This is a genomic window from Haloarcula sp. MBLA0138, assembly GCF_055632455.1.
Genome location: NZ_JBVMVU010000002.1, coordinates 218,439 through 242,333, shown reverse-complemented (window position 1 = coordinate 242,333; position 23,895 = coordinate 218,439). Strand labels below are relative to the sequence as shown.

At 65.5% G+C, this 23,895-nt stretch carries 20 protein-coding genes and 1 pseudogene; 11 read left to right on the top strand and 10 right to left on the bottom strand.

Annotated features, from left to right (window positions below):
* Window positions 1–185: 185 nt before the first annotated feature.
* The 3 genes from ACV7JO_RS16710 to ACV7JO_RS16700 all read right to left on the bottom strand — a co-directional run bounded on the left by ACV7JO_RS16710 (window position 186) and on the right by ACV7JO_RS16700 (window position 7,344).
* Window positions 186–3,821, bottom strand: coding sequence for a UvrD-helicase domain-containing protein (locus ACV7JO_RS16710; protein ID WP_470355799.1), 3,636 nt, complete (start codon window positions 3,819–3,821; stop codon window positions 186–188).
* Complete coding sequence (locus tag ACV7JO_RS16705) at window positions 3,814–6,996, bottom strand: PD-(D/E)XK nuclease family protein (RefSeq protein ID WP_470356230.1); 3,183 nt, start codon at window positions 6,994–6,996, stop codon at window positions 3,814–3,816. The genes ACV7JO_RS16710 and ACV7JO_RS16705 overlap by 8 nt, the downstream gene beginning before the upstream one ends.
* A gap of 96 nt (window positions 6,997–7,092) precedes the next feature.
* Window positions 7,093–7,344: a PAS domain-containing protein gene (locus ACV7JO_RS16700; RefSeq protein WP_470356229.1), complete on the bottom strand. Its 252-nt coding sequence runs from the start codon at window positions 7,342–7,344 to the stop codon at window positions 7,093–7,095.
* 311 nt (window positions 7,345–7,655) lie between these two features.
* Between ACV7JO_RS16700 and ACV7JO_RS16695 the strand changes: the two genes are divergently transcribed.
* A complete protein-coding gene (locus ACV7JO_RS16695) occupies window positions 7,656–8,189 on the top strand; it encodes an amino acid-binding protein (RefSeq protein ID WP_470356228.1) in 534 nt (177 codons plus the stop codon).
* Window positions 8,186–9,127, top strand: coding sequence for a homoserine dehydrogenase (locus tag ACV7JO_RS16690; RefSeq protein ID WP_470356227.1), 942 nt, complete (start codon window positions 8,186–8,188; stop codon window positions 9,125–9,127). Before ACV7JO_RS16695 ends, ACV7JO_RS16690 begins: the two co-directional genes overlap by 4 nt.
* A 26-nt stretch (window positions 9,128–9,153) precedes the next feature.
* Here the strand turns inward: ACV7JO_RS16690 and ACV7JO_RS16685 are convergent, their stop codons facing one another.
* Window positions 9,154–9,831, bottom strand: coding sequence for a type I 3-dehydroquinate dehydratase (locus ACV7JO_RS16685; protein ID WP_470356240.1), 678 nt, complete (start codon window positions 9,829–9,831; stop codon window positions 9,154–9,156).
* Between the two features lie 299 nt (window positions 9,832–10,130).
* Entirely contained in the window at window positions 10,131–10,844 is a 714-nt protein-coding gene (locus ACV7JO_RS16680) for a type I 3-dehydroquinate dehydratase (protein WP_470356226.1), read from the bottom strand.
* A gap of 155 nt (window positions 10,845–10,999) precedes the next feature.
* Here ACV7JO_RS16680 and ACV7JO_RS16675 point away from each other — a divergent pair, with 155 nt between their 5' ends.
* Together ACV7JO_RS16675 and ACV7JO_RS16670 are read left to right on the top strand one after the other, a co-directional pair.
* Window positions 11,000–11,584 (top strand): GNAT family N-acetyltransferase, encoded by a 585-nt coding sequence (locus ACV7JO_RS16675; RefSeq protein ID WP_470356225.1) that lies wholly within the window; start codon window positions 11,000–11,002, stop codon window positions 11,582–11,584.
* Between the two features lie 422 nt (window positions 11,585–12,006).
* The gene (locus ACV7JO_RS16670) at window positions 12,007–12,903 is read left to right on the top strand and encodes an NAD-dependent epimerase/dehydratase family protein (RefSeq protein ID WP_470356224.1); all 897 of its coding nucleotides are present in this window, start codon (window positions 12,007–12,009) and stop codon (window positions 12,901–12,903) included.
* Between the two features lie 36 nt (window positions 12,904–12,939).
* Here the strand turns inward: ACV7JO_RS16670 and ACV7JO_RS16665 are convergent, their stop codons facing one another.
* Both ACV7JO_RS16665 and ACV7JO_RS16660 read right to left on the bottom strand, forming a co-directional pair.
* Window positions 12,940–13,716, bottom strand: coding sequence for an IclR family transcriptional regulator (locus ACV7JO_RS16665; RefSeq protein WP_470356223.1), 777 nt, complete (start codon window positions 13,714–13,716; stop codon window positions 12,940–12,942).
* Between the two features lie 114 nt (window positions 13,717–13,830).
* Entirely contained in the window at window positions 13,831–14,520 is a 690-nt protein-coding gene (locus ACV7JO_RS16660; protein ID WP_470356222.1) for a 4-carboxy-4-hydroxy-2-oxoadipate aldolase/oxaloacetate decarboxylase, read from the bottom strand.
* A gap of 214 nt (window positions 14,521–14,734) precedes the next feature.
* On the opposite strand from ACV7JO_RS16660, the gene ACV7JO_RS16655 reads away from it, so the two are divergent.
* A complete protein-coding gene (locus ACV7JO_RS16655; RefSeq protein ID WP_470356221.1) occupies window positions 14,735–15,778 on the top strand; it encodes a zinc-dependent alcohol dehydrogenase in 1,044 nt (347 codons plus the stop codon).
* A gap of 87 nt (window positions 15,779–15,865) precedes the next feature.
* Here ACV7JO_RS16655 and ACV7JO_RS16650 read toward each other — a convergent pair whose 3' ends face one another.
* Window positions 15,866–16,537 (bottom strand): MBL fold metallo-hydrolase, encoded by a 672-nt coding sequence (locus ACV7JO_RS16650; protein ID WP_470356220.1) that lies wholly within the window; start codon window positions 16,535–16,537, stop codon window positions 15,866–15,868.
* Window positions 16,538–17,154: 617 nt separating this feature from the next.
* On the opposite strand from ACV7JO_RS16650, the gene ACV7JO_RS16645 reads away from it, so the two are divergent.
* Entirely contained in the window at window positions 17,155–18,261 is a 1,107-nt protein-coding gene (locus ACV7JO_RS16645; protein WP_470356219.1) for a TRAP transporter substrate-binding protein, read from the top strand.
* 111 nt (window positions 18,262–18,372) lie between these two features.
* Here ACV7JO_RS16645 and ACV7JO_RS16640 read toward each other — a convergent pair whose 3' ends face one another.
* A complete protein-coding gene (locus tag ACV7JO_RS16640; protein WP_470356218.1) occupies window positions 18,373–18,867 on the bottom strand; it encodes a VOC family protein in 495 nt (164 codons plus the stop codon).
* Window positions 18,868–19,088: 221 nt separating this feature from the next.
* Here ACV7JO_RS16640 and ACV7JO_RS16635 point away from each other — a divergent pair, with 221 nt between their 5' ends.
* Together ACV7JO_RS16635 and ACV7JO_RS16630 are read left to right on the top strand one after the other, a co-directional pair.
* Window positions 19,089–19,508, top strand: coding sequence for a TRAP transporter small permease subunit (locus ACV7JO_RS16635; RefSeq protein ID WP_470356217.1), 420 nt, complete (start codon window positions 19,089–19,091; stop codon window positions 19,506–19,508).
* Window positions 19,501–20,799 carry a TRAP transporter large permease gene (locus ACV7JO_RS16630; RefSeq protein WP_470356216.1) on the top strand — a complete coding sequence of 433 codons (1,299 nt, stop codon included), beginning with the start codon at window positions 19,501–19,503 and terminating at the stop codon, window positions 20,797–20,799. Before ACV7JO_RS16635 ends, ACV7JO_RS16630 begins: the two co-directional genes overlap by 8 nt.
* 89 nt (window positions 20,800–20,888) lie before the next feature.
* Here ACV7JO_RS16630 and ACV7JO_RS16625 read toward each other — a convergent pair whose 3' ends face one another.
* The gene (locus ACV7JO_RS16625; protein WP_470356215.1) at window positions 20,889–21,848 is read right to left on the bottom strand and encodes an AEC family transporter; all 960 of its coding nucleotides are present in this window, start codon (window positions 21,846–21,848) and stop codon (window positions 20,889–20,891) included.
* Between the two features lie 181 nt (window positions 21,849–22,029).
* Here ACV7JO_RS16625 and ACV7JO_RS16620 point away from each other — a divergent pair, with 181 nt between their 5' ends.
* The 3 genes and pseudogenes from ACV7JO_RS16620 to ACV7JO_RS16610 all read left to right on the top strand — a co-directional run bounded on the left by ACV7JO_RS16620 (window position 22,030) and on the right by ACV7JO_RS16610 (window position 23,894).
* Window positions 22,030–22,464, top strand: coding sequence for a universal stress protein (locus ACV7JO_RS16620; RefSeq protein ID WP_470356214.1), 435 nt, complete (start codon window positions 22,030–22,032; stop codon window positions 22,462–22,464).
* Between the two features lie 404 nt (window positions 22,465–22,868).
* Window positions 22,869–23,668: pseudogene (locus tag ACV7JO_RS16615) on the top strand (hypothetical protein).
* 82 nt (window positions 23,669–23,750) lie between these two features.
* Window positions 23,751–23,894: a hypothetical protein gene (locus ACV7JO_RS16610; RefSeq protein ID WP_470356213.1), complete on the top strand. Its 144-nt coding sequence runs from the start codon at window positions 23,751–23,753 to the stop codon at window positions 23,892–23,894.
* Window position 23,895: the final 1 nt, after the last annotated feature.

Here is a 23,895-nt window from a genome sequence, read left to right as displayed (position 1 = left end):
TTCACCAACCGAAGTGGCGCATTCATCGAACTGCCCGGAGAGCTTACGCAAGCGGTCCCGAGTGCATTCGCGTCGTCGGGTACTGCTATTCGACGAGGCTACCGGACTCGAATCACTGCCGGAGCACCGGGCAGTTATTTAGAGTGGATGTATGCTGAGCGCCTCTTCGAGCTACTGGCATGTGACTACTCGAGCAGGTCGATCATCGACCGTAGTTCGGCTTCCATCTCCGCCACCTGAGCCGACGCCCAACTGAACCGCTCCGCTACCCCCTCGTCAGTAAACCGAAGCGAGGCCCGCACAGCCCGGTTCTCGTCGTGTTGCAGGAGCGCGAGAGCGTACGCGAGCATCTGCGGCCGATAGTGGTCCGCGAGCGCACTCGCCGTCGTCGACGAGAGGTCGTTGGTCTTGTAGTCGATGATGTGGTAGGCGTCTGGAGTGACGAGCAACCGGTCGATGTCACCGACAATCCGCGAGTCATCGATTCGAGCGACGACAGCGTACTCGTCATAAACCGCTTCGAGTTGGGCATCGGACTCGACTCGGTCGACAAATGCGACCGCGTCAGCGGCATGGTCGACAGCATCGCGGCGGTCTGCGTCCGTCGGCTCCTCGCCGGCCATCCGACTCAGACGGCGGATCACGGCCGGCCACTCGTCTCTCGGCGGGCGGAGTTCGGTGATTCGGTGGACAACGGTCCCGAACGTCGTGGGGCTCAGCCCGGCTGCCTCCTCACGCTGGGAGTAGCTGTGGCCGTCCGTAGACGCATCCGCGACCGCGTTCACGAGCGTCGTCGCCGCGACCCGTGTCGACGACGCCAGCGGCGGCGGCGAGGGAACCGAAATCCCGGGGACAGAATCCACGGTGTCGGTATCAGTGTCACGGCTCACCGGGCGCGGCGGCATACGAACGGTGTAGCTAGCCCCGTCGATCTCGCCAGCGGCCTGCCCGTCTCGAAACGCCGCCGTGACGATATCATCGTCGAGCAGCGCCGGCTGAAGCCAGTCTCGCCACCGACCCGCGTCGTCGAATGCTTCCGCCTCACCGAGTTCGATTGTGCCGGACTCGTCGACGGCGATGTCGTGCGTGCCACAGAGGAGGAGGTGGTCCCGAGCCCGCGTACACGCGACGTAGAGGAGACGTTTCGACTCCGCTCGCTCCCGTGGACGCGACTGACGGTCGGCGTACTCGTGGACGGCCGTCCGCTCGATAGCGAACGCATCGCCCGGGTTCGGCCCGCCGACCGCCGGCACCGGCGGCGCGTCAGCAGTGCCGTCCGCGAGACGAACGTGCCCGTGGTCGTCGACGGAGCGACCGAAGTTGAGGTCGCTTCCGAGGTCGGGGACGGTGACGATTGGGAACTCGAGTCCCTTCGCGGAGTGGATCGTCAGTATCCGCACGCCCTCGGCGTCGCCCGGAATATCTGCCTCCCCCTCCCGGGGGTCGATTTCGGCCTGCCGGTCGATACGGTGGAGCAACCCGGCAGCGGTGTGAACACCGTTCTCGCTCCACGTGCGCACGTGGTCGCGGAACTTCTCGACGTTTGCGACGGCCTGTCGACCGCGTTCGTCGGCGCTCACGCTCGCCAGATACCCGGTGTCGTCGATCACCCGGGACAACAGGCGGTGCCACGGGAGGACGCCGTCTTCGGACGGCGTTGCACAGCCGCTGAGGGTCCGCCACGTCGTGAGCAGGTCGAACGCGTCCGCGAGCTGTGGGTCGTCCGTCTCGGCGAGCGCATCCCACACCGAACCGGCCTCCGCAACTTCCGGCGCGAGACGGTCGTCAGCGAACCCGAACAACGGCGACCGGAGGACACCGTAGAGTGAGACGTCGTCCGCCGGGTCACCGAGTACCCGAAGCAGGTTCGTGAGCGCCTGAACCTCGGGGGTATCGTAGAACCCGACGCCACCGACGACAGTGTAGGGGATGTCGTACTCCTCGAGGGCGCGCTGATACCGGTCCAGATGGGTTCGCCGGCGGAGGAGGAGCGCCGTGTCGTCGGGCGTGGCCTCACGGTGAGTTCCCGTGTCGGGGTCTTGGACTGTCGGCGGCTCGTCGAACAGGTGGGTGAGTCGAGCGGCGAGCGCCCGTGCCTCGGCCTCGATGGTGTGGTCGAGCGCGCCCCCGGCGACCGGATGGTCGTCGCCGAAGAGCGCCGCTGCCGTATCGGCGTCGTCGGGCACGGGGAGATACTCGACACTCCCGGTCAGTCCCTCGATGTCCTCGACACGGTCACGTTGCGTGGTCAACTCCTGCGGTGGCGCTTCGTAGGGTTCGTGGCTGTCACCCTCCGGCTGGAACAGGTACTCGAAGAGCTCGTTCAGGAACGATAACGGCTCGTCCAACGTCCGGAAGTTCCCGGAGAGTTCCAGCGCCGTCGGACTGTCGGCCTCGCTGTCGGGGACAGTATCGACCCCACGGGCTTCGTTGACGGCCTGAAGTTCCGCGCGTGCCTCCCCGAACGTCGTCACGTCGGCCCCGCGGAACCCGTAGATGCTCTGTTTCTCGTCGCCGACCAGGAAGACGTTCGACGCCGTCCGCTCGTCGACGCCCGTGAGGAGCTTGACCAACTCCCACTGGCGCGGGTCCGTGTCCTGAAACTCGTCGACCATCACGGCCGCAAACTGCTCTCGTAGCCGTTCCGTGACCGCGTCGTTGGCTCGCAGGAACTCGAGGGTCGTCTCGATAACGTCGGGGAAATCGAGCGTGTCGCGGCGCTCTTTCTCGTCGGTGTAGGCGTCGAGGACGTCGTCGAAGACCCGCATCAGAGCCAGCGCGTAGTGAGCGCTATTCGCTTCCAGTTCACCGGGCGTCGTCTCGACTGCATCCGCGTGGGGTTCGACGGCCGCGATGACCGCGTCGATGGCGTCCTTCAGCTCGTTGTAGACGTCACCGTACTCATCCCAATCGTCCCGGTCACCGACAACGTATCCCGAGCTGCTGTACAGACCGCCGTTCTTCTTCTCACAGGCCTCGTAGAGCTCGAGGATTGCCCGCTGACAGTCGCGGGGGTCGCTTTCGTCGGGGTCGTCCGAGAGTGTCGCCGCGACCTCGGAGAAGGTCCGGTAGGCCCGAAGACCGTCCTCGTCGGCGATAGCGCCCTCGCGGTCGACGCGGTCCGCCACCGTGCGTAGCCGTTCGAGGAGCCCGCCCGCATACAGCGTCTGTCGGGCGTCGGCCGCGTCGAGGTCACAGACGACCTCCCAGCAGACGTCGACGTAGTCGTCGACCTCCGCGTCACGCCACTCGTCGAGGACGGCCTCGCTCTGCGGGCGTTCGTCGAGGAGGCCAGCGAGGACATCGACCAACTGGTCGCGACGCCAGAGCTGGGCGAGGAGCGCCACGTCGTCGCCGTCCCGATTTCGTTCGAGGAACTCGGTCACGACCTCGCGTTGGAGTGTCGCCGCGCCGTCTTCGTCGAGCACGTCGAACCCGAGCGGGACCGGAGCCTCGACGGCCCGTTCGCGCAAGAGCCGGGTACAGAAGGCGTGAATGGTGTGGACGTAGCCGTCCTCCAAGTCGTCGAGGACGGTTCGCCAGCGGTTGTAGGCCTCCGGGGAGTCGACGGTCTCGATCCGGTCGTACACCTCCTCTCGGACGCGCTCGGTCAGTTCGGCGGCGGCTTTTCGCGTGAAGGTTATCGTGACGACGTTCTCCGGTGTGAGCGACGGGTTCTCGGCCAGTATCCTCACGTACCGCTCGGTGAGCGTCGTCGTCTTCCCCGTCCCGGCACCGGCAGTGATGGCAACGTTCCGGCCCCGGACGAGCGCGTCCTCCTGTTCCTCAGTGAGCTGAATCTCCGCGCTCGTCTCAGTCATCGCCCATCACCGCCTCGATGTCCTCGTCGTCGCGAACGCGGAGGGGCACGTACGCGGCGTCGTCCTCGTGAACCTCGTCGACGAACTCCCGCTTGCGGTGATGCCGGACATCGCACGCCCGCCGGTAGTCGCAGTACCGGCAGTTCACACCGCGGGCGGACAGGAGCGTCGTGTGGAACCGTCCGTTGGCAATCGCCTCGTCGATCTGGCCCAGCCACTCCGGGACGACGTCGTTCAGGAATCGTCGGAGTTCCCCCGTCGAATCGAACTTCGACTCGACGCCGCGTGGCACCCTGAGGTCGTTGGGCGGGCGCACCTGATAGTACGTCGCCGAGAGCGACCCCTGCTCGAACAGGTCACCGTCGACGACGTCGGCGGCGGCGAGCAGATAGATGGGGAGCTGGAACTTCGTGCCGCCGGTGGTCTTGGTCATATACGGCGCTCGCCCGGTCTTGTAGTCGTACAGCGCAAGCGACGGTTGCTCGTCGCCCGGGCTCACGTCGATGCGGTCGATGTATCCGCGAATCGAGACGGGCGAGCCGTCCGGGCGTTCGACGGTGAACGGACCGGCATCCGAGTCGGGAAGCCCCTCGCCGAACGGAGCCTCGAACAGATGTGGGCGGCCAGCGCCATCCCGCGAGAGTTCGTTGTCGAGGAAGGTAGCGAACAACCCCCGTTCCGGTGCGTCGTGGGGTTTGCTTCCGACCTCGTACGGGACGCGCTTGTCGCCCAAGCCCGCGAACAGCTTCGCCTTCCACCGCTCGTAGAACGGGCCGTCGTACTCGAAGTCGGCGTCCCGGAGCTCCGCGACCGCAATCTCGCGAAGGTGTGTCGCGAGTTCGTCCCGGTCGAACGCCGCGAGGTCGACACTGTCCTCCGTGTCGTCCTGCAGCCCCGTGAAGAACCGTTCGAGGACGTCGTGGACGTACGAGCCGGTTTCGAGGGGGGTGGGAGCGACCTCGACATCGTCGGGGTCCTCGATTCCGAGTACTTCGTCGGCGTAGAACTTGAACCCGCACTCGACGTACCGCTCGATTCGACTCGCGCTGTAGGGTTCCCGCTCCGACAGAGGGTAGACTTCCGCGACGGTCTCGGGGTCCAACACGCCGTCGTGTTCGGAGAGCCCAGCCGTGCCCCTGTTGGCCGCACAGCGGAGTCCCCTATCCGTGCGTTTGGTCTGCTCGGGGGAGAAGTCGCCCCGGTCGCCGGCGTGGCTGACCGCCACGCGCCGGTCGGCCGTTGCAGCGACGTGGCGCTGGAGGTCTTCGCGGGAGCCGACGCGGTCGTCGACGCCGGCTTCGGGGTCGATGCCGGTCACGCGCTGGAGTTCGTCGAGGACCGGCGACCGGACGACGGCGGACTCGTCGTCGCCCGTCTCGGGCGTCGTGATGGTGAGTTCGTCGACGTTCGCCAGCAGCGTCGCGAAGAGATAGCGGCCGCGGAGCCGCTCGTCGCCGGTGTCGAACCGCGGGTGAGCGTCGGTCATCTCGTCGAAGAAAGCCGGGCGTTCCGGCGTCACCGGGAAGTGCTCGCTCGTCACTCCCACGAGAAACACCCTCTCGAACGAGCGCATCCGGGCGTCGAGCATCCCCATCACCTCGACGCGGCCGCCGGCGGCACGTTGGGGCACCCGAATCGGCACGCCATCGAAGGCACGAGTGAACAGCGCCAACGGGGAGAGGTCGCTACTGACGGTCGCCAGCGACTCGAACGAGGAGAGCACCTCGTCCACGAGGTCGTAGGCCCGCTGTTCGACGGCTCGCTCGGTGCCGCCGGCGTAGTCCTCCGTCGCCGCCGCTAACTCGAAGCGGTCGTCCAACAGCCGGCGGAGTGTCTCGGTCGCGTCCTCGACGTCGCCCGTTCGAAGCGTCGCCAGCGTCGCCAGTAAGTCCTCGATCACCGTCGCCGCCTCGTCGTCGAGGTCATCGAGCAGGGGCGACACGGAGACGGTGTCATACCGGCGCGCAGCGGCCGTGACAGCGTTGGCTCGGTCGGTGTCGACGACGTCGACGAGCGGATTCGAAAGCAGCGACGTGAGGCCTTCGGCCCGCGGGTCGGGTTCGGCGAGGCTCAGGAGGTCGTGTACGACGCCTCCGGTGACCGTCTGGTCGAGTTGTGAGGCGGCGGTCGTGACGTGCGGGACGTCGAACGTATCGAACGCGTCCGCGACGTACCCCGAGTAGGCCGCTGTCCCCGGAACGACGACGGCTAGGTCGTCGGGGTCACGGCCGTCGGCCAACTCGGACCGGAGTTCGCGAGCGACGAAGCGAATCTCGCGCTCGGGCGTCGGCAGTTCCCGCCACCGGAGCGCGTCCGGAACAGGGACAGTGTCGGGGTCCGGGCGGTAGAGCGCCTCGGTGATGGTTCCGAATGCCCGCGACTCGGCGTCGGGCTCTATCTCCACTCGCTCGAAGTCGAGCGCTTCGTAGACCGACAGCGCGTCTTCCGCGACGGCGTCGGCTCCGCCCCGACCGTCCTGATGGAGCGGGAGGAGCGCAATCACCGGGAGTTCGTCGACGAGGCGTTCGACGAGGCGGCGTTCGACGGGACGGAACTCGTGATACCCCGAGAGGACGACGACGTCGAGCTCGGGGGAGAGGGCCGAGAGAGACTGCTCCGCCGTCGCGACGGCGTCGAACATCTCTCCCCGGGTACGGACCCACTCGTCGACGTGGTCGGTGTGGAGGTCCCGGTAGTGGCGGTACGTGTCGACAGTGGCTGTCGCGATACGCTCATCGAGAGGTGAGCCGTCGAACTCCGTCGCCAGTGCGTCGGCGGTCCCGACGCCGGCGTCGTCGAAGAGCGAGAAGCGGCTGCTAAACGAATCCGCGAGGGCGGCCGAGGCCGGTTCGCCGGCGAGAGTACCACCTGTTTCGGCGGTCGTTCTGTCGAGTGCGTACTCCGCGAGCCGACGGTTCAACTGTCCAGAGAGGGGGCGGACCGGACCGTGGAGATGCTCGTACCAGTCTCGAACGACCGCATCGAGCGTCTCGGCGCGAAGCCGGAGTGGGTCGTACGACGCGGCCCAGCCGTCCTCGACCGCACTCCGGCGAGCGTCGTTCCGCGTTATATACAGGACGGAGCCGAGCAGGTCACCAGCCATCTGGTCCGCCCGTTCGAAGGCGGCTTGCTCCAAGCGTGAATGTCGGGAACCAGTTAGAAGCGTACTGTTCATCGAATACTGCCCAACAAGAGGTCCGCCGCACTTCACTCTTGGCGAGACAATTTCGTCGGCGGGATAGTCCCAAAACACTCGTATCGGGATTTACTGTCACGTTCGCCGGGTCGAGGGCTTCGCCTCGATGTTTTTACGAACCGTGCCCCGGTCGTCGGGGTGGATGGTCTCGAGGAGCCTGTCGACGTCGTCCTCGACTTCGGCGGGCGGGATGCCCCAGATGTCTTCGAAACCCGCGCTGACGTACTCGAACTTTCCGGGCTCAGTCACCGTCCAGAGCGCCACGCCGTCGAGGGCGTCGAACAGCGTCCGGAAGTCACGGCGTTGGCCGAGTGCCGCGTTGTTCATGCTAAGTGTCTGGGTAGCGGCTGGCATAAAAGGGGCGTGCGAATCTCGACCGGCGAGAGCGCCGCGCGGCCAGTCCAGCGTTCGCCGGCGGCGACGGGACGTACACGCCGGGGTCAGCCGGCTCCGTCGCTCGGTGGGCCACCGACAGGCCGGCGGACTCGGCGAGGGCAGCGTTGTCTCAGCCACCGGGCGACGACCCCACAGCACCGCAGGCACGGGGAGCGCAGCGGCGTCCCAAGTATAGAAGGGCATAATAGTCTCCGTCCGACAGTCCCACCAATGACAAGTCCCACCCCGGCGGTGGTCGTGCGATGAGCGACTCACAGACGGATATCCGCGCGTATACGCTCCGACTCGAACTAGTCGACGAGCCGGGCGAACTGCTCCGGTCGCTCCAGCCGATAGCCGAACACGGCGGGAACCTGCTCTCTATCTTCCACGAACGAGGCAACGTCACCCCGCGGGGGCACATCCCGGTCGAGGTCGACATCGAGGCGACGCCGGACCGGTTCGAGACCATCGTCGACAGCCTCCGAGACGCCGGCATCAACGTGATTCAGGCCGGAACCGAGCGGTACAGCGAGGGGCTGACCGTGATTCTGTCCGGCCACCTCATCGACACGGACCTGTCGGACACCCTCTCGAAGATTCAGGAGACCAAGAGCGCGACCGTCATCGACATCTCGCTGTCGGCCCCCCAAGGCGCGTCGGACATCTCCAGCGCCCGGTTCCAACTGGCCGCGGAGTCGGGGTCGACCGAGCAGGTGCTGGCGTCGATTCGGGACATCGCCGACGAGAAGGACCTCCGTCTCGTCGAACCGCTCTCGACGGGAGGGGCCGTATGAGAGTCGCCGTCGTCGGTGCCGGCGCGGTCGGGACCGCCGTCGTCGACCTCGCCGACGAGTTCGGGCACACCGTGACCGCGTTCTCGGACTCGCAAAGCGCCCGAGTCGACGGCGACGGCATCGACGCGGAAGCGGCGCTGGCCGCGAAGCGGACCGACGGCATCGTCGGGAGCGAGGCCCCCGAGGCGGCGCTTGAAGGCCCGTACGACGTACTCGTCGAGGCCACGCCGACGACGCTCGGCGACGCGGAACCGGGCTTTACCCACGTCGGAACCGCACTGCAACGCGACCGCCACGTCGTGCTGGCGAACAAGGGCCCGGTCGCCGAGCGGTACGACGAGGTCGCGGCCCTCGAATCTGAGAGCGAGGGGACGGTGCGGTTCGGTGCGACGGTCGGGGGTGCCCTGCCGGTCATCGCCACCATCGAGGACTTCTCGCGCTCCCGCATCACCGGCATCCGGGGCGTGCTGAACGGGACCGCCAACTTCATCCTCTCCCGGATGGCCGCCGAGGGGCTGGACTACGAGCACGTCCTCGCGGAGGCACAGGACCTCGGGGTCGCCGAGGCGGACCCGGCCTTCGATGTCGACGGCACCGACGCCGCGCTCAAGGGCGTCATCGTCGCCAACGTGTTGGACCCGGAGACCGAGTACGCGCTGTCCGACGCTTCGGTCGACGGGATTCAGGACCTTCCGGGGAGCATGCTCGAGTTGGCACAGGAAGACGGGCGGACGATTCGACTCATCGTCGAGTTCGACGGCGAGCAGGTTCGGGTCGGTCCCCGCCTCGTCCCGGAACACGCCGCGCTCGCGCCGACCGGGACCCGCAACGCCGTCCAACTGGAGACGAAGGGAGCGGGCCGGCTCAACGTCTCCGGGCGCGGTGCCGGCGGGACGGAGACGGCGACCACGGTGCTGGCAGACATCGGCCGACTGTAGCCGGAGGGTGAGAATTCGGCGGGCACTCAGTCGGAGATGGTAATCTCTTGGGGGACCGCGACTTCCGCTTCTTCGAGCGTGTTGATGAGGTGTTCGTCGGCACTGGCGTTTTTCGTCATCTCGACCAAGGCCGCGAGCTTCTCCAAGGGTATCTGCCCGGGCGCGTACTCCTCCTCGTCCGCCTGCAGCGGTGCGTATCCGAGCTTCGAGCCGTAGAGGTGGCCGACGACGCGGGTGTGGCTTCCGAGTTCCCCCATCGAGATGCCGGCGGCGTCGATGCCCTCCTGTGTCGCCGTGTTGATCGCTTCCAGTAGCGTGAGCGTGTCCGTCTGGTCCTGCGGGAACGTGGCGACTTTCGCTACGTCACCGTACTGGGCGCACTGGGCGATGATAGCGTCGAGTATCTCCTGACTGGGGGTCTCCTCGAAGTCGTGGTGCGAGATGATGAGGCGAACGTCGTTCTCGCGGAACTCCTGCAGTATCCAGTCTTTCGCGCGTGCCGTTTCGAGCTCGATGTCGACGAACGCCACCGAATCGAACCGAGAAGCGGCAAAGAGGTTGTCGAGTCGGCCGTCGTCGCTCGCCTTCCCGCCGAACCATCTGGTTCGGTTCGTCGCGATTATCGGGGTCGGTCCCTCGTACGCAGAAAGTTGCTCGATAGGGTTCGCCGCCTTGTCCATGCGAAATTCGATGAGGTCTGCCACTCCCCGGGCGTCTGTCTCCCGTGTGAGGTCGTTTGTTGTGGCCGCGAGGGCGAACTCGTCGATTTTCATGGTACATCTTACCATTCCACCGCATATAAAATTTGGTTGTCTATCGATAACGGTTGTTAATACGAGTCTGACGGCGTGGTGTCGTCGGTCTCGGCGAAGACCGCGCTCGGAAGTCGGATTCGAGTGTGCGTATTCCGGACTTCTGTATCGTTCGGTCCCGAAATAGAGACGAATATCCCACTTATAGTTTCTTTCTCCCCAGTTACGATTCCTTTTGGCACAGAAAGGAATCAGAATTCGCTCGGAGCCCGGTCTATCGGTTCAGCGTGGTCGCCACCGCGGACGGTCGTCTCCAACAGCTCCGCGAGTGCACGCAAGTCGAACTCACTCCGGTCGGACGCGTCACCGTCGAGACTGACAGGTGCGTAGCAGAGTTCGGCCCCGTAGAACGCCCCAATGACGCGCGTGTGATAGCCGATATCGCCCACCGAGAAGCCCGCAACTCGCGTGCCGCGTCGGGAGGCCGCGTTGAGACAGGCCAAGAGCGTCAGCGTGTCGTCCCGGTCGGTCGCGAGAACGGACACCTTGGAGACATCCCCGTACCGGGCACACTCGGATATCGACCCCGCTAATTCGTCTCTATCCGGCGTTTCGTCGAGGTTGTAGTACGACACGACCAGTTCGACGCCGTTCTCTCGAAGCGCCGCTTCCGCCCGGTCGGTCCCGGCTACCGTCTCCAGTTCGACGTCGACCAGTTCGACCGCATCGAAAGCCGCGGCAGCGAGGAGGTCGTCGAGACGGCCGGCGGTTCCGGCGGTGCCACCCGCCCACTCCGGACGGTTCGAGACGACGAGGGGGACGTCCGACTCGTAGTCGGTCAACTGGTCGAGGGGGGCAGTCGCCTCGTCTATCCGGAACTCGACGTAGTCCGCGATATCCGCGACCTCGGGCACCGCCCCCAAATCAGCCGTAACACCTACCAGTTGGTACGCCGCGTCGTTCATGCTACCGTGTAGCAACCGTGCGTATAAAAAATTTCTCTGTCCCCGTCACCGGATGGGGACTGGAACCGACGAGCGCGGGGACCCGGTCGGCGACTGAAGAACACCCGACGATGTGCGGGGAAAGAGCGGTGGGCGTGCGATGTGGGTAACAGAACATGGAGAGCGAGCGAGTGTGTACCCTCTGGGACAACGCCGGCTGTGAGGGGACCCCGAACTGTCCGGCGCGGTGTCCTCGGTTTTTCGATACGGAAGGGGAACCGCTCTTGGTCCGGCGGTTCGACGACGACTTGCCGGCCCTCGTGGAGATGTACGAGTCCATCCCGCCGGCAGACCAGACGATGGGCATCCCGCCGCAATCGGAAGCCGCCACCGAACAGTGGCTGCGGACGAAAGTGGCCGACGGCTGGAACCTGCTGGCGACACACCGCGGGACCGTCGTCGGGCACGTGGCGGTGACCCCCGCATCGGCAGCCGACCCGGAGTTCGTCGTCTTCGTGCGCGACGGGTACCGGAACCGGGGTATCGGGACGGAACTGCTCAAGCAGTTGCTGGCCCGCGCCGAGGCGATGGACCACGAGCGGTTGGTACTAGACGTCTCGCGGCACAACCGACGGGCGATAGCCGTTTACCGGAACATCGGCTTCGAGACCGCGGAGCGGACGGCAATGGCCCAGCGGATGGCCGTGTCACTGGAGGACCGCGTCGTCGAGGCGTTGAGGAAGCCGCCGGCGGAGCGCTGAGCGCCGGCCGCCGCGGCGGCCGAGTTGAGAGACGGAGACCCGCTCACTGTTTCAATATCGTTGAAAGTGTCCGTTCCGAGGGACCGGACTCTCGGTCCCGAGTCCCGGGACGGAACCGAGAGGCCGCGTCGGTGGGTCCACTACGCGGAGGAACTCACACCGAGACCCGGCCGCGGCGAGAGCGCGTGTGACCGTCTAAATAACAGCCGTACATCCGTTACGTCCCGTAGGCGGAGACGGGTGAGAGCTCCGACAATGTTGAAACAGCCGCGGTAGCGGCCGGCATCGGTCAGTCGCGGGGCCCGACAGCCGTCGCCGGTCGAGAAGGCAGTGGGGCAGGCCGGTACGGCCGGTCTCGACGCCCCGTTTGTCGGGCACGAGAAAAAGATTTAAATAGTGTAGTTTCATACCGGATAGTACCGATGGCCGAGCTAAATGTGCTTGTTACGGGTCCGTTCGGCGAGGCTGGGGAAGCTATCCTCAACCACCTAGCGGACGAGGAGCGATACGAGTTTACCTATCTCAACCGGAGCGACCACCCGGAGTACGAGACGTTCGTCGCCGACATCGCCGACTACGACGCGATACGCCCGGCGTTCGACGGACAGGACGCCGTCATCCACCTCGCCGCCCAGTCGGACGCGGGCGCGGAGTTCGAGGACATCGTCGACCCGAACATCGTCGGGACGTACAACGTACTCAAAGCGATGGAGGACGCGGGGGTCGAAAAGCTCGTGTTCGCGTCGTCCCAACGCGTGATGGGGCTGTACGAGGAGGACCACGCGCCGGAACTCTACGAGGAGGACTACCCCAGCGAGTTCGACCCGTTCCGCCTGACACACGAGACGCTCCCGAAGCCGGACGGCTACTACGGCGCGTCGAAGATGTTCGGCGAACACATCTGTCGGGCGCACGCCCGCCGGGAGGGGGCACCGAGTCAGGTCTACTCGCTCCGGATTTCGAGCGTGCGGACGAAGCAGTACGACCACCCCTACGGTGACGCCGAGCGCGGCGTCGACCGCGGCGAGGAACACGCCGTCGGCGAGGACGAGGTGTGGGACCAGTCACAGGCCGGGTCGTGGGAGCGCGGGAGCGAGGAGTACGAGCGGATGGTCAAGCGTCTCAAGGCGTCGTGGACCTCCCAGCGCGACTTCGCGCACCTGCTCGAGTGCTGCCTCGAAGACGAGTCGGTCACCTACGACACCTTCTACGCCGTCAGCGGGAACGAGGCACGGTGGTTCGGCATCGAACACGCGAAAGCCGTACTCGGCTACGAGCCGGCGGACGACGCCTCCGAGTGGGACAACCCGCCCCAGTAACCGCCGTCCGAGGTCCGGGAACGGGCGCGAGGGGCGCTACTCGTGCTGTCGGATTTTCAGCTCGATGATGTTCTTCTTGTTGAGCAGCGCCGGGGCCAGCTCGTCCTCGATTCTGTCCGGTTCCATGCGGCTGAGCGGCCCGCTGATGCTGATGCCGCCGACCGCGTCGTCCGGCTCCGAGACGATGGCCGTGCCGACGGCGCAGACGCCGGGGAAGTGTTCACCGCGGTTTATCGAGTAGCCGCGGTCACGGATGACGTCGAGTTCGTCGTGGAGCGTGCGCTCGTCGGTGATGGTCTCGTCGGTGAGCGCCGGCAACCCCCGGTCGGCGAGTATCTCGTCGACGCTCTCTCGGGACAACTGCGAGAGAATCGCCTTGCCGGTCGCCGTCGAGTGGAGGTAGAGGTGTTCGCCCAGCGGCGCGTCGTCGTCGATGGACTGGGGGCTGTGGGACTTGTACAGTTGGACCGCGTAGCCGTTCTCCTCGACGGTGGCGTTGGTGTGTTCCTCGGTCTGTTCCCGGAGGTCGTCCAGTTCGCCCTTGGCGGCCTGATAGAGCGCCATGCCGTCGCGCATCCCGCCGCCCATCCGGAGGAACTGAAAGCTGGTGTCGTACTCGCCGTCGCGCTTGACCACGTACCCCGTCTCGACGAGCGTGTTGAGGTGGATGTGGGCCGTACTCAGCGGCATCCCCAAGTCCTCGGCGGCTTCCGAGAGCGTCGCACCCCCGGCGTCGTGCAGATAGCCGATCACGTCGAACGACTGGCTCACGCTCTTCAGCCGCCGCGTATCGGAGTCGTCTGCGTCTGTCATGCGTAGACGTTGCACCCGGAGCGGTTAAGCGCTACGGATTTTCAACTATGTTGAATCCGACTCGGTCGACAGCCAGTCGTCGGGAAAACCCCGCAGGCGGCCACACGCGGTAGTCTACTGGATAGAGTCCTCTGGACCGACGACGTTCAGATTATCGAATAGCTCGTCGTACCCGTTGCGTTCGAAGAGGTACTCGCCCGCCATGACATCCTCGCGGACGCTGTCCTCCGCGTCGAGTTTCTCTCGGGAGCGTTCGAGGACCCCCGCAGCTCCCTCGCGCGGAATGACGGCTAGCCCGTCGTCGTCGCCGATGACGATGTCTCCGGGGTTGACGCTGACGCCGCCGGCGGAGATGGTCACGTTGACCGACCCGGGGTCCTGCTTGAGCGGCCCCTGTGGGTTCGTGCCGCGACCGTAGACGGGGAACTCCATCTCGGCGATTTCGCGGCTGTCCCGGTAGGCGCCGTCGATGACCAGTCCCGCGAGGTCGTTGGCCTGACAGGAGGTACACATCAGTTCGCCGATGTGGCCGGTGTCGGTGTACCCGTTGCAGTCGATGACGAGCACGTCGCCGGGTTCGGCCATCGTTATCGCCTTGTGGATAATCAGGTTGTCACCGGGGGAGGCCTTGACCGTGATCGCCGTCCCGGCCATCTCGATACCGTCGTAGGCGGGTTCCATGCCGGCGTCCATCGTCAGGCCGATGTTTCCCGTCACGTCCGAGACGATGGTGCTGGGAACGTCCTCGAACGCGTCGACGATGTCGCGGTCCGGCCGCTGCACCTCTGGCTCGATGGTGTGCATACACGGTACCAAGATTATCGCCCGGCATTAATCTATTGGTCGGTGGACCCCGTCCCCGGAGCGAACAGCGGCAAAGCGCGGGTCCCGACCGCTGGGAACAACGGCGTGTCGCAACGCACTACCGGACCGACGAACGGTCCGGGACAGGCGGCGTCGGCCGCAGAGTTCTTGCGACATGCCATTGATTTATGTTGGTCCGGTATATACGAACACTATGCGCGGGTTAGCCAAGACCGCCCCCAACGCCGGATGTATGGAGATTATCGACGTAGAGAAGCCGACACCGGGGGACGGCGAGGTACTGATAGAGATCGACTTCGCGGGCCTCTGCGGGAGCGACGCGGGTATCTACCAGTTCAAGCCCGCTTTCGAACGGATGGACTTCCCGACCGTCATCGGCCACGAGTACACCGGGCGGGTCGTCGAGACGGGCGCTGGCGTGACGCAGTTCGGTGTCGGCGACCGCGTCGTCGAGCGACCGATTCGGGGCTGCGGGGAGTGCCACCAGTGCAAGATCGGCCGGGAGAACATCTGTCAAGACACGGCGCTCACGGGCATCGACCACGACGGCGCGTACACGCAGTACATCGCCGCGCCCGTCGGTTCGCTACAGGCGGTTCCGGACGACATCGCCCCGCGCCACGCCGCGCTGGTCGAACCCACCGCCATCTGCACCCGGGCAGTTATCGAGAACTCGCGGGTCGCGCCCGGCGACACCGTCCTCGTCGCCGGGCCCGGACCGATGGGGCTGCTCTCGGCGCAGATAGCGGACGCCCAAGGCGGCGATGTCGTCGTGGCCGGCGTCGACAGCGACACGAACTACCGCCTGCCACTCGCCGAGAAGCTTGGCTTTCCGACGATGAACATCCAGTCCGACGACCGGGCCGCCTACCGCGACGAACTGACCGACGGCATCGGTTACGACGTGGTGTTCGACACGACGGGCCACCCGTCCGGTCTGCCGCTGGCCGCCGACGAGGTCCAGAAGGGCGGACAGATAGTGCTGGTCGGCCAGACCGGCGAGACGAGCGTGGATTACACGCCGCTGGTGCGGGCAGAGGTCGACCTCCAGTGTACGTACGGGGCGATGTACCGGGACTTCGAGCGGGCGCTCACGCTGATCGGAACGGGCGACGTCGACCACGAGACGTTCCTCGACGACCGGTTCAGCCTGCGCAACCCCGAAGAGGCCTTCGAGGCGTTCTTGGCGGGAGAGACCTGCAAACCCGTCTTCGACCTCTCCGAACTTCGCTCGTAGCCGGCGCGGGCGAGTCGCCGACTGTCCGGGCGTCGTGTCCGCGTCCCCCGAGGCGAACGCGTCGACAAAACGGTCGACAGAAAGGCGCTACTCGGTCCGCGGGTCCCACTCGTTCCACTCACGCTCGACGAGGAAGTCGTCGAGTTTCCCCATGGGGTCCTCGAACACGTGTGAGCCGTGGAATACGAGCAGCGTCTCGAACTCGTGTTCGAGGAGGTTGTAGAGGTTGAGTTCCGCGGCCTCGTGGTCGTCGTTGAACAGCGCGGGTGGCGGGAGGAGATAGCCCGGCGGGAGCCCGCCGCGGTCGGACCCGTCGAGCGTGTCGCCGGAAATCAGGATGTCTCTGTCCTCGAGCAGCAGGGCCGAAGTCGCCTCGGTGTGACCGGGCACTTGGACGACCCGGATGTTCCCGTCCAACAGGTCACCGTCCTCGTAGGCCACGTCGGGTTCGAAGTCGTACCCCTCCTCTTCGAGGTGTTCGTAGAGCTTCGACTCGTCGGCCGGCATGGCGAGCGACGGCGAGAACGCGTCCATGACGTGAGAGAGGCCGCCGTGGTGGCCGTGGTCGCCGTGGGTGATGATGACCCGGTCGACGCCGCCGTACTCCTCCCGCAGCGTCTCGACGAGCGCCGGGCCGTTCTCGTCGAACGCGGTGTCGACGAGCGTCACTTCGCCCTCCGGAACGTCTTCGAGCACCAGCACGCGGACGTTCTCGAACTGGATCTGGTCGATACCCGTGACTACGTTGCTTACCGCCATTGTACCTGACTGTTGTTAGCCTCGGAACTTAAACCCGGTGGTTGCGTTTAAAAGTAGCGAGTGGCTTTACCCCGGTTGCGGGCGGTGACAGACCGGCCGGTCGGCCTCCAGCGAGCCGCTCGAACGCTATCCTTGGACCCAGACCCCCATCATACGGGCTTCAATATGGTCGAAAGTTATCGATAGCCGGTCAGAACGGGTGTTGCGTGCATCTCCAGATGCAGAAAACACACGTACACCTGTTATCTGAAGCGTAAATATCGAGGAACGAGTTTCAATATAGTTGAATACAGAGGACAGCACCGACGTGTAGGACAGCGCGATACGACCGCCCGGCAGCGCGTCCGCACTGGTCGGAAGCGCGGAGTTTGTCGAACACGCGAGTGCGCGGGCGACAACTCAGAGATTAACACCCGAGCCGACAGCCCGGGTCGGTCACGCAGAGTGCCGGCCCGGGACAGCACGGCGGTCCCGGTCACGAACTGTCAGACAGTCGGCTGCCACGGCCCGGCGTCCGACTCCGGATTCACGTTCGCCCCGATATTCGGGGCCGGTTTTGATTGCTCATCCACACTTTCATCACAATCTTTATTTCATATCAGGATATTTCATCAAGCATGGCGCGTGAGAAGCAGTCAGTATCGCGGCGGAGTGTGCTGAAAAAGAGCGGTGTCGCACTCAGTGCCGGCGTCGGGCTGGCCGGGTGTTCCAGCAACGACGGCGGCAGCGGTGGCGACGGCGGCAGCGGTGGCGGCGGCGACGGTGGCGGCGGCACCACCGCCGGGACCACAGAGAGCGGCGGCGACGAGTTCGAGCTCACCATGGCAACGACTCAGCCGCCGGAGAACGTCTCCGTGCAGGCAGCCCAAGAGCACTTCATCGACGTGCTCGAAGAGGAGTCGGGCGGCCGCATCTCGGTGAACCTCGAAGCGGCGACGCTCGGTGGGACGGAGGACAACTTGGCCGCCCTCGAATCGGGGACCGTCGACGTCCTGAACGAGAGTCCGACCGCGCTGTCACAGCGCTACGCCACGGAGTACTCGTTCGCGGGCGACCCGTTCGTCATCGTGGACATGGAGCACTACTCCGCCGTCACCGACGAGTTCCTGAAGCCCGAGGACGGCCTGAACGGGATTCTGATGGAGAACAACGTCCGGCTCGGCGACGCGTTCTACGTCGGGAACCGGTGCTTCACCAGTAACTTCCCCGTGACATCGCCGGAGGACGTGCAAGGTGTCAAGCTCCGCCTGCCCCAGTACGAGACGTGGACCTCCGTCTGGAACGAGATCGGCGCGGACGTGACCCCCGTCGCGTACGACGAACTGTACTCGGCGCTGCAGACCGGGGTCGTCGACGCGTCCGAAGGCCCCATCTCGCAGTTCCTCGCCGTCAGCCTCAACGAGGTCCAGTCGCACTTCAGCGTCACGAACCACCTGCTGGACACGAAGCACTTCCTCTACAACGACGAGTTCATGCAGGGCCTCAGCACCGAGGACCAAGAACTCATCACGTCCACGGCGAGCGACGCGGTCGAGCAGATGACGAGCGACATCAAAGAGCAGGAGGCGAACCTGTACGAGGACGCTCGGGAGGCCGGCACTACCGTCGTGCCCGCCGAAGACGTCGACCGCCCCGCCTTCGTCGAGGCCGGAATGCCGGCCCTCCAGGAACTGTCGGAGAGCCGGTGGGCGGTCAACATCGACGAAGTCCAGAACCTGGCCTAACCCGCACGGGGAGTCACACCGACCGAGAGGAGAGTTCGCTCGGGACAGTCTGCTCGGAAACCGGGCGACCAAGCGCTGTTCGGTGGAGGTGTCGGGATGGTGGCGGGCCGATTACGAGTCGTCGCCGGTCTGCATCCGCTCGTGGCCGTGCGAGTAAATCTCTATTTTGTTGCCGAACGGGTCCTCGCAGTACGTGAGCCGATACTCCTCGTCGTCCTCGTAGAGTCGCCAGACGTCGGCGTAGTGGTCCCCGCCGCGCCGGTCGATCTCTGCTGCCAGTCCGGCGACGTCCGGGTCGACGACGCAGATGTGGAAAAAGCCGGGGTGCGTCGGGTCCCGCTCGGACGGCGCGCTGTCCACGTCGAACTCGAACAGTTCGACGCCGACCCCGTTGCCGGTGAGGAGGTGTGCGACCCGCATCTCATCGTACTCGCCGAGGAGGTCGACGGCGCGTTCGCCGCCGTACCCCTCGTGTGCTGTCGACGACCGCGGGCCTTTGAGATGCGTCCAGTCGAACACGTCGACGTACCAGTCTATCGCGGCGTCGATGTCCGGAACGGTCAGTCCGACGTGGGCGAAATCTCGCGGTTTCGGATGGTCCGCCATACCGTCGTTTCCCCCCGCAGTAGCAAAAATGTTCGAGTCGGGCGGGCCGTCGTCGGCCGACGACCTGAACCGGGCGCGGACGCGGGCGTCGGCGCGTCACGGGCGGGAACGGCGGCGCAGAAACTCACAATCTTTTTTTATCGTCAGGGAGTGTTACGCCTATGGCGTCAGACCGGTTTGACAGGGTCATTCAGGCGGTCGGAGTGGCTATGTTGAACATCATGCTAGTCGTAGGGGTGTTGCAGGTCTTGAGCCGGTACATCACGTTCCCCATCGAGATCTACTGGACGTACGAGGTGGCGCGGACGTTCCTCGCGCTGATGACGATCGTCGCGATTCCGTACCTGTTCAAAAACGAGGCCGACATCTCGTTTCTGCCGGTGTTGGAGCGGGTGACAGACCGGACCGACGAACTGCTGTTGCTCAGGAACGGCCTGATGGCCTTCCTCGCGTTGACCCTCGTCCTGTCTGCGTACCGCGCCACGATGGTCGCCGGCGACGTGACCCTCCCCCTCATCAGCTGGTTCAAGGTGGGCTGGGGCTACTCGCTGCTGGGCGTGAGCGCCGCCGTCCTCTTCGTCGTCGTCCTCGGCGATACGCGGAACCGAATCGGCGAGCTTCGTGGTGGTAGCGATGTCTGAGCTGCTGCTGGTGACCTTCCTCGGGCTGCTCCTGTTGTTGTACGGGGTCGGCGTCCCGGCGGCGTACTCGCTGGGACTGACCGTGCTCTTCATCATGATTCTCCCGCTCGGGCCGCCGCTCAATCTGGTCGTCATCACCCAGCGGTTCTGGGCCGGGATGAACTCGTGGGTGCTCCTCGCCGTGCCGTTTTTCCTCATGGCGGGCCGCATCATGAACATCACCGGCATCACCGACGACATGTTCAACTTCGCCACCGAACTCGTCGGGCCGGTCCGGGGCGGGCTCGCGCAGGTGAACGTCGTGGTGAGCCTGATATTCTCCGGGATGAGCGGCTCCGCCGTCGCCGACGCTGCCGGCATCGGGAGCGTCGAGTACGAGGCGATGACGAGCAACGGCTACGACGGCGACTCCGCCGTCGGCATCACCGGCGCGTCGGCGATCATCGGGCCGATTATCCCCCCGAGCATTCCCATCGTCATCTACGCCGTCTTGGCACAGGAGTCCATCGGGACGCTGTTCATCGCCGGCATCGTCCCCGGGCTCCTGATGGCGGTTGCCATGGCGGGGACGGCCTTCTATCTGGCCCGAAAACAGAGTTGGCCCCGTGAGGGCAGTTACGACCTGTCACAGCTGTTCGAGTCGTTCGTCAAGGCCGTCCCCGGGCTTATCACGCCCGTCATCATCATCGGCGGCATCCTCGGGGGCATCTTCACCGCGACGGAGGCCGCACTGGTGGCGGTGGTGTACGCGATACTGCTGGGGTTCGTCTACTACCAGTCCATCGACCTGCAGGACCTCTACGAGGTCGGCAAGGACACGTTCGAGGACACGGTCAGCATCGTCGTCATCTTCGGGTTCGCAAACCTCTACGCCTACTGGCTGACGCTCGCGGGCATCCCGGACCTCATCGGCGAGATCGTCGTCGGCGTGTCGGCGAGTCCGGTCGTGACGATGCTGATGCTCGCCGCCGTCCTGCTGGTTCTGGGGACGTTCATGGAGGGTATCGCAGTGTTGCTTATCATGGTCCCGATGCTCGTCCCGCTGTACCCGGAACTGGGTATCGACCCGGTTCACTTCGGAATCGTGATGGTCGTGACGCTGATGTACGGGCTCATCACGCCGCCATTCGGCCTGATACTGTTCGTTCTCGAACGGGTGACCGACGAGTCGCTGTACGACGTGATGCGGTCGATGCTCCCGTACTACCTGCCGCTAGCGCTGGTGTTGCTCCTCATCATCCTCTTTCCGGAACTGTCGCTGGCGGTGCCGAGAGCGTTCGGGCTCATCTGACGCGGGCCGGCTATCGAACGCCGGCGGCCGGTTCCCCTCCCCGTGTCTGGCGATACAGCACGTACTGACCGGGGTCGCTCGCACCGGCGTCAGACGATGGCACCGGATTGCAGTACGGTGACGACGAGCGTGAGAACCGGGACCGAGAGCAGCGTCGAGACGAACACCGTCGTCGAGACGAACTCCGGCAACGTCACCCCGCCGACCGTAGTGTCGCTGGCGAACTCCACGACGAAGATGACCGGGGCCACGGCGACCGGCATCGCAGTCAGGAGGACGAACACCCGTGCGACAGTGGGGTTCTGGAACCCCAGCGCCAGCGCCACCGCGAGGCCGACGGCCGGGGAGACGAGGAACCGGAGTAGAATCGGCGAGACCGACATCGACAGCGCGCTCCGGTACTCCGTCTCCGCGAGTTGGACGCCCAGAATGATGAGCATCACGGGAATCGAGGCGTCGCCGACGAGCCGAAGCGTCTCCATCGCCGCCGAGTCCCCGGTCGGAACGACGCCGAGCGCGCGAGCGGCGACGGCCAACAGGACGGCGTACACGAGCGGATACCGAAACACCCGGCGGAGACTTGCGGCTCCCGACCGGCCCCCGGAGTTCGACGCGATGGCGAAGCCGACCGTGAACACGAGCACACCGTGGACCGCGGCGAAGAGGACGGCGGCCTGCCGGCCGACCGCGCCGAACGCGAAATCGGCCACTGGAATCCCGAGCGCACCGGTGTTGCCGAAGGCGGCGGTCAGCACGAAGGCGTCCAACTTCGAGTCGCCCATACCGAGTCCGGTCCCGAGGACCCAACTCACCGCGAGGACACAGGCGAGAAACGCGCAGACGCCGCCGGACAGTTTGAGCAGGACACCCATGCCCAGCGTGGTGGACGTGATACTGTGAACGACCAACGCCGGCATCAGCGCGAAGATGGTCAGCGTGTTCAACGGGCCCGGGTCGATGTCCTGCGTCCGACTCAGGGCGACCCCGACACAGATCATCGAAAACGTCGGCAGGATAGCGGACACGACCGTCTCGGCTAGAGCGGACATCTCACACTGACGGTTTCGGCGAGATACGTAAATGTCCCCCGGAACCGGTCGGGCGAATCGGTTCACCTGTGACACATACGTGGGAGTTCGTCGCTGTGCGGGCGTCGAGAACCCGTTCCGAGCGGCGAAAACATCCCAGTCGAGAGCCAACTTATATTACGGGCGAGAGTATACCGAGCGTATGGTCATCGTTGCAGCAGTCGACCGTTCGGACCGGGCACCGGGGGTTCTCGCAGAGGCCAACACGCTGGCGGAGAAGTTCGACGACGCGGTCCACGTCGTCCACGTGATGACGCGCTCCGAAGCCGTGAAAGCCGAGGAGGAGAGTGTCAGCAACGACGAAGGGATTCCGGTCAGCGAACTGCGCGAGCGGGCGGCGAAGCCGGCCGCGGAGCTGGTGGACGCACAGTCGGTGACCGGCGAGGTCGAGGTCGTCGGCCAGATCGGCGACCCGGCGGCGGAAATCGTCGAGTACGCCGACGAACACGACGCGCGCTACGTCGTCGTCAGCCCGAAAAAGCGGTCACAGACGGGGAAGATGCTGTTCGGTAGCGTCGCGCAGTCGGTGCTTCTGAACGCGGACTGTCCCGTCGTCTCGTTCACCGAGCGCTCGTGAGCCGGTGACGAACCGCCTTGGCCAGCCCCGGGCTCGGCGCGGGAATGGGAACGCAGTCCCGTAGACGACTGCGCGACACGGTTCGGAACGCGTGTTCGACTGTGGATGGCGAGTGGAGAGAGCGGCATATCGGCTTCTGTTTTCGTTATAGAGTGGAGTTTCCGGATTTTCCACCAGAAATTTCCATTTTCGGACCCATATACTCTATTTTGTATCCATATTTTCTATTCCTGTCTGTAAGAGTCGTGCGTTCGGTCTCGCCCGAGAGGGGCGCGTTCGGACGTGACTCGCCCCGGTCGGCCCGGAATCGAGTCGTTCGACGCGTGCCCCGTCAACGGGGACCGACCGGACGTGTCGAGAGAGAAACCGGAACTCTTTCACGCCGATTGGCGCTCGACTACGATATGCGACGCCGCCAGTTCCTCGCGAGCGGAACAGCCCTCCTCTCCGCCGCCCTCGCCGGCTGCGCCCACCCCGCTGTCGTGCTGGACATGCGCGAGGCGACGGCCGAAGTCATCGCCGACGACGCCGCGATGGCCCCCGACCCCGACGAGGCGGAGTACACGGTCGTCACGTCGGCCCGCGAGAACGGGTCGGCGACGCGTTCTACGAGGTGTCGGAGACGCCCACCGGCAGCAGCGAGCGGACGGTCTACGACGTCCGGGTCGATTTCGACCCCGAGGACGCGACGGCGACGGTCGGCGAGATAGCCTACGAGGACCTCCCGGCGGTCGACCGCGAGCGTCTCGAACCGGTGTTCGCCGAGGCTGACCAGACCGGCGAGGGGTCGGACGTCGGCGTCGGGTACGGAACCGCCGAGGCGGTCGATGGGTCCGTGTTCGTCCCCGAGCGACAGTACGACATCGTCGTGCGTGACGGGAACCGGTACCGCGTCACCGTCGAGTCCCGGACGGTGTCCGAAACCGAGTACCGGTACGAGGTCACCGAAGTCGCCACCTCCGCCGCCGCGTTCGCCGAGCGAATCCGGGAGCGGTATCTGTTCGACCTGACAGGCCTCTCCGAGTCCGAGCGGGCGGTCGTCGAGGAGGCTATCGACAGCGGGGGCTACTTCGAGGACACCGAGGCCTTCCAGTCGGTCGTCGACCGCATCCGGGAACACGAGGGACTGCGCGTCGACGACTTCTACGGGACGTGGCTGCTGGAGTACGACGGCACCGCGTATCTCACCTACGTCGAGTGGTGAGCGGGCCAAGCGCCGGCGGGGTCGGCGATGCGAACCGGCGGGCCCACAAACCACATATGGCTGGCGGCGGACGTGCCGGTGTATGCTCGAAGCCGAGTTCGAGGTGTGTACCGACTGTGGCAACCTGCACATGGAAGGCAGTCCCGCCCCGGAGCACTTGGGCGACTGTGCGGTCTGTGGGGGCGCGCTGACCGACGTGGAGTTGGACGACCTCGTCGGACTGTAGC

What these genes read in the sequence shown, in the direction of transcription:
- ACV7JO_RS16710 (WP_470355799.1), bottom strand. Translation starts at nt 3,821, where the DNA reads ATGACTGAGACGAGCGCGGAGATTCAGCTCACTGAGGAACAGGAGGAC.
- ACV7JO_RS16705 (WP_470356230.1), bottom strand. Translation starts at nt 6,996, where the DNA reads ATGAACAGTACGCTTCTAACTGGTTCCCGACATTCACGCTTGGAGCAA.
- ACV7JO_RS16700 (WP_470356229.1), bottom strand. Translation starts at nt 7,344, where the DNA reads ATGAACAACGCGGCACTCGGCCAACGCCGTGACTTCCGGACGCTGTTC.
- ACV7JO_RS16695 (WP_470356228.1), top strand. Translation starts at nt 7,656, where the DNA reads ATGAGCGACTCACAGACGGATATCCGCGCGTATACGCTCCGACTCGAA.
- ACV7JO_RS16690 (WP_470356227.1), top strand. Translation starts at nt 8,186, where the DNA reads ATGAGAGTCGCCGTCGTCGGTGCCGGCGCGGTCGGGACCGCCGTCGTC.
- ACV7JO_RS16680 (WP_470356226.1), bottom strand. Translation starts at nt 10,844, where the DNA reads ATGAACGACGCGGCGTACCAACTGGTAGGTGTTACGGCTGATTTGGGG.
- ACV7JO_RS16675 (WP_470356225.1), top strand. Translation starts at nt 11,000, where the DNA reads ATGGAGAGCGAGCGAGTGTGTACCCTCTGGGACAACGCCGGCTGTGAG.
- ACV7JO_RS16670 (WP_470356224.1), top strand. Translation starts at nt 12,007, where the DNA reads ATGGCCGAGCTAAATGTGCTTGTTACGGGTCCGTTCGGCGAGGCTGGG.
- ACV7JO_RS16665 (WP_470356223.1), bottom strand. Translation starts at nt 13,716, where the DNA reads ATGACAGACGCAGACGACTCCGATACGCGGCGGCTGAAGAGCGTGAGC.
- ACV7JO_RS16660 (WP_470356222.1), bottom strand. Translation starts at nt 14,520, where the DNA reads ATGCACACCATCGAGCCAGAGGTGCAGCGGCCGGACCGCGACATCGTC.
- ACV7JO_RS16655 (WP_470356221.1), top strand. Translation starts at nt 14,735, where the DNA reads ATGCGCGGGTTAGCCAAGACCGCCCCCAACGCCGGATGTATGGAGATT.
- ACV7JO_RS16650 (WP_470356220.1), bottom strand. Translation starts at nt 16,537, where the DNA reads ATGGCGGTAAGCAACGTAGTCACGGGTATCGACCAGATCCAGTTCGAG.
- ACV7JO_RS16645 (WP_470356219.1), top strand. Translation starts at nt 17,155, where the DNA reads ATGGCGCGTGAGAAGCAGTCAGTATCGCGGCGGAGTGTGCTGAAAAAG.
- ACV7JO_RS16640 (WP_470356218.1), bottom strand. Translation starts at nt 18,867, where the DNA reads ATGGCGGACCATCCGAAACCGCGAGATTTCGCCCACGTCGGACTGACC.
- ACV7JO_RS16635 (WP_470356217.1), top strand. Translation starts at nt 19,089, where the DNA reads ATGCTAGTCGTAGGGGTGTTGCAGGTCTTGAGCCGGTACATCACGTTC.
- ACV7JO_RS16630 (WP_470356216.1), top strand. Translation starts at nt 19,501, where the DNA reads ATGTCTGAGCTGCTGCTGGTGACCTTCCTCGGGCTGCTCCTGTTGTTG.
- ACV7JO_RS16625 (WP_470356215.1), bottom strand. Translation starts at nt 21,848, where the DNA reads ATGTCCGCTCTAGCCGAGACGGTCGTGTCCGCTATCCTGCCGACGTTT.
- ACV7JO_RS16620 (WP_470356214.1), top strand. Translation starts at nt 22,030, where the DNA reads ATGGTCATCGTTGCAGCAGTCGACCGTTCGGACCGGGCACCGGGGGTT.
- ACV7JO_RS16610 (WP_470356213.1), top strand. Translation starts at nt 23,751, where the DNA reads ATGCTCGAAGCCGAGTTCGAGGTGTGTACCGACTGTGGCAACCTGCAC.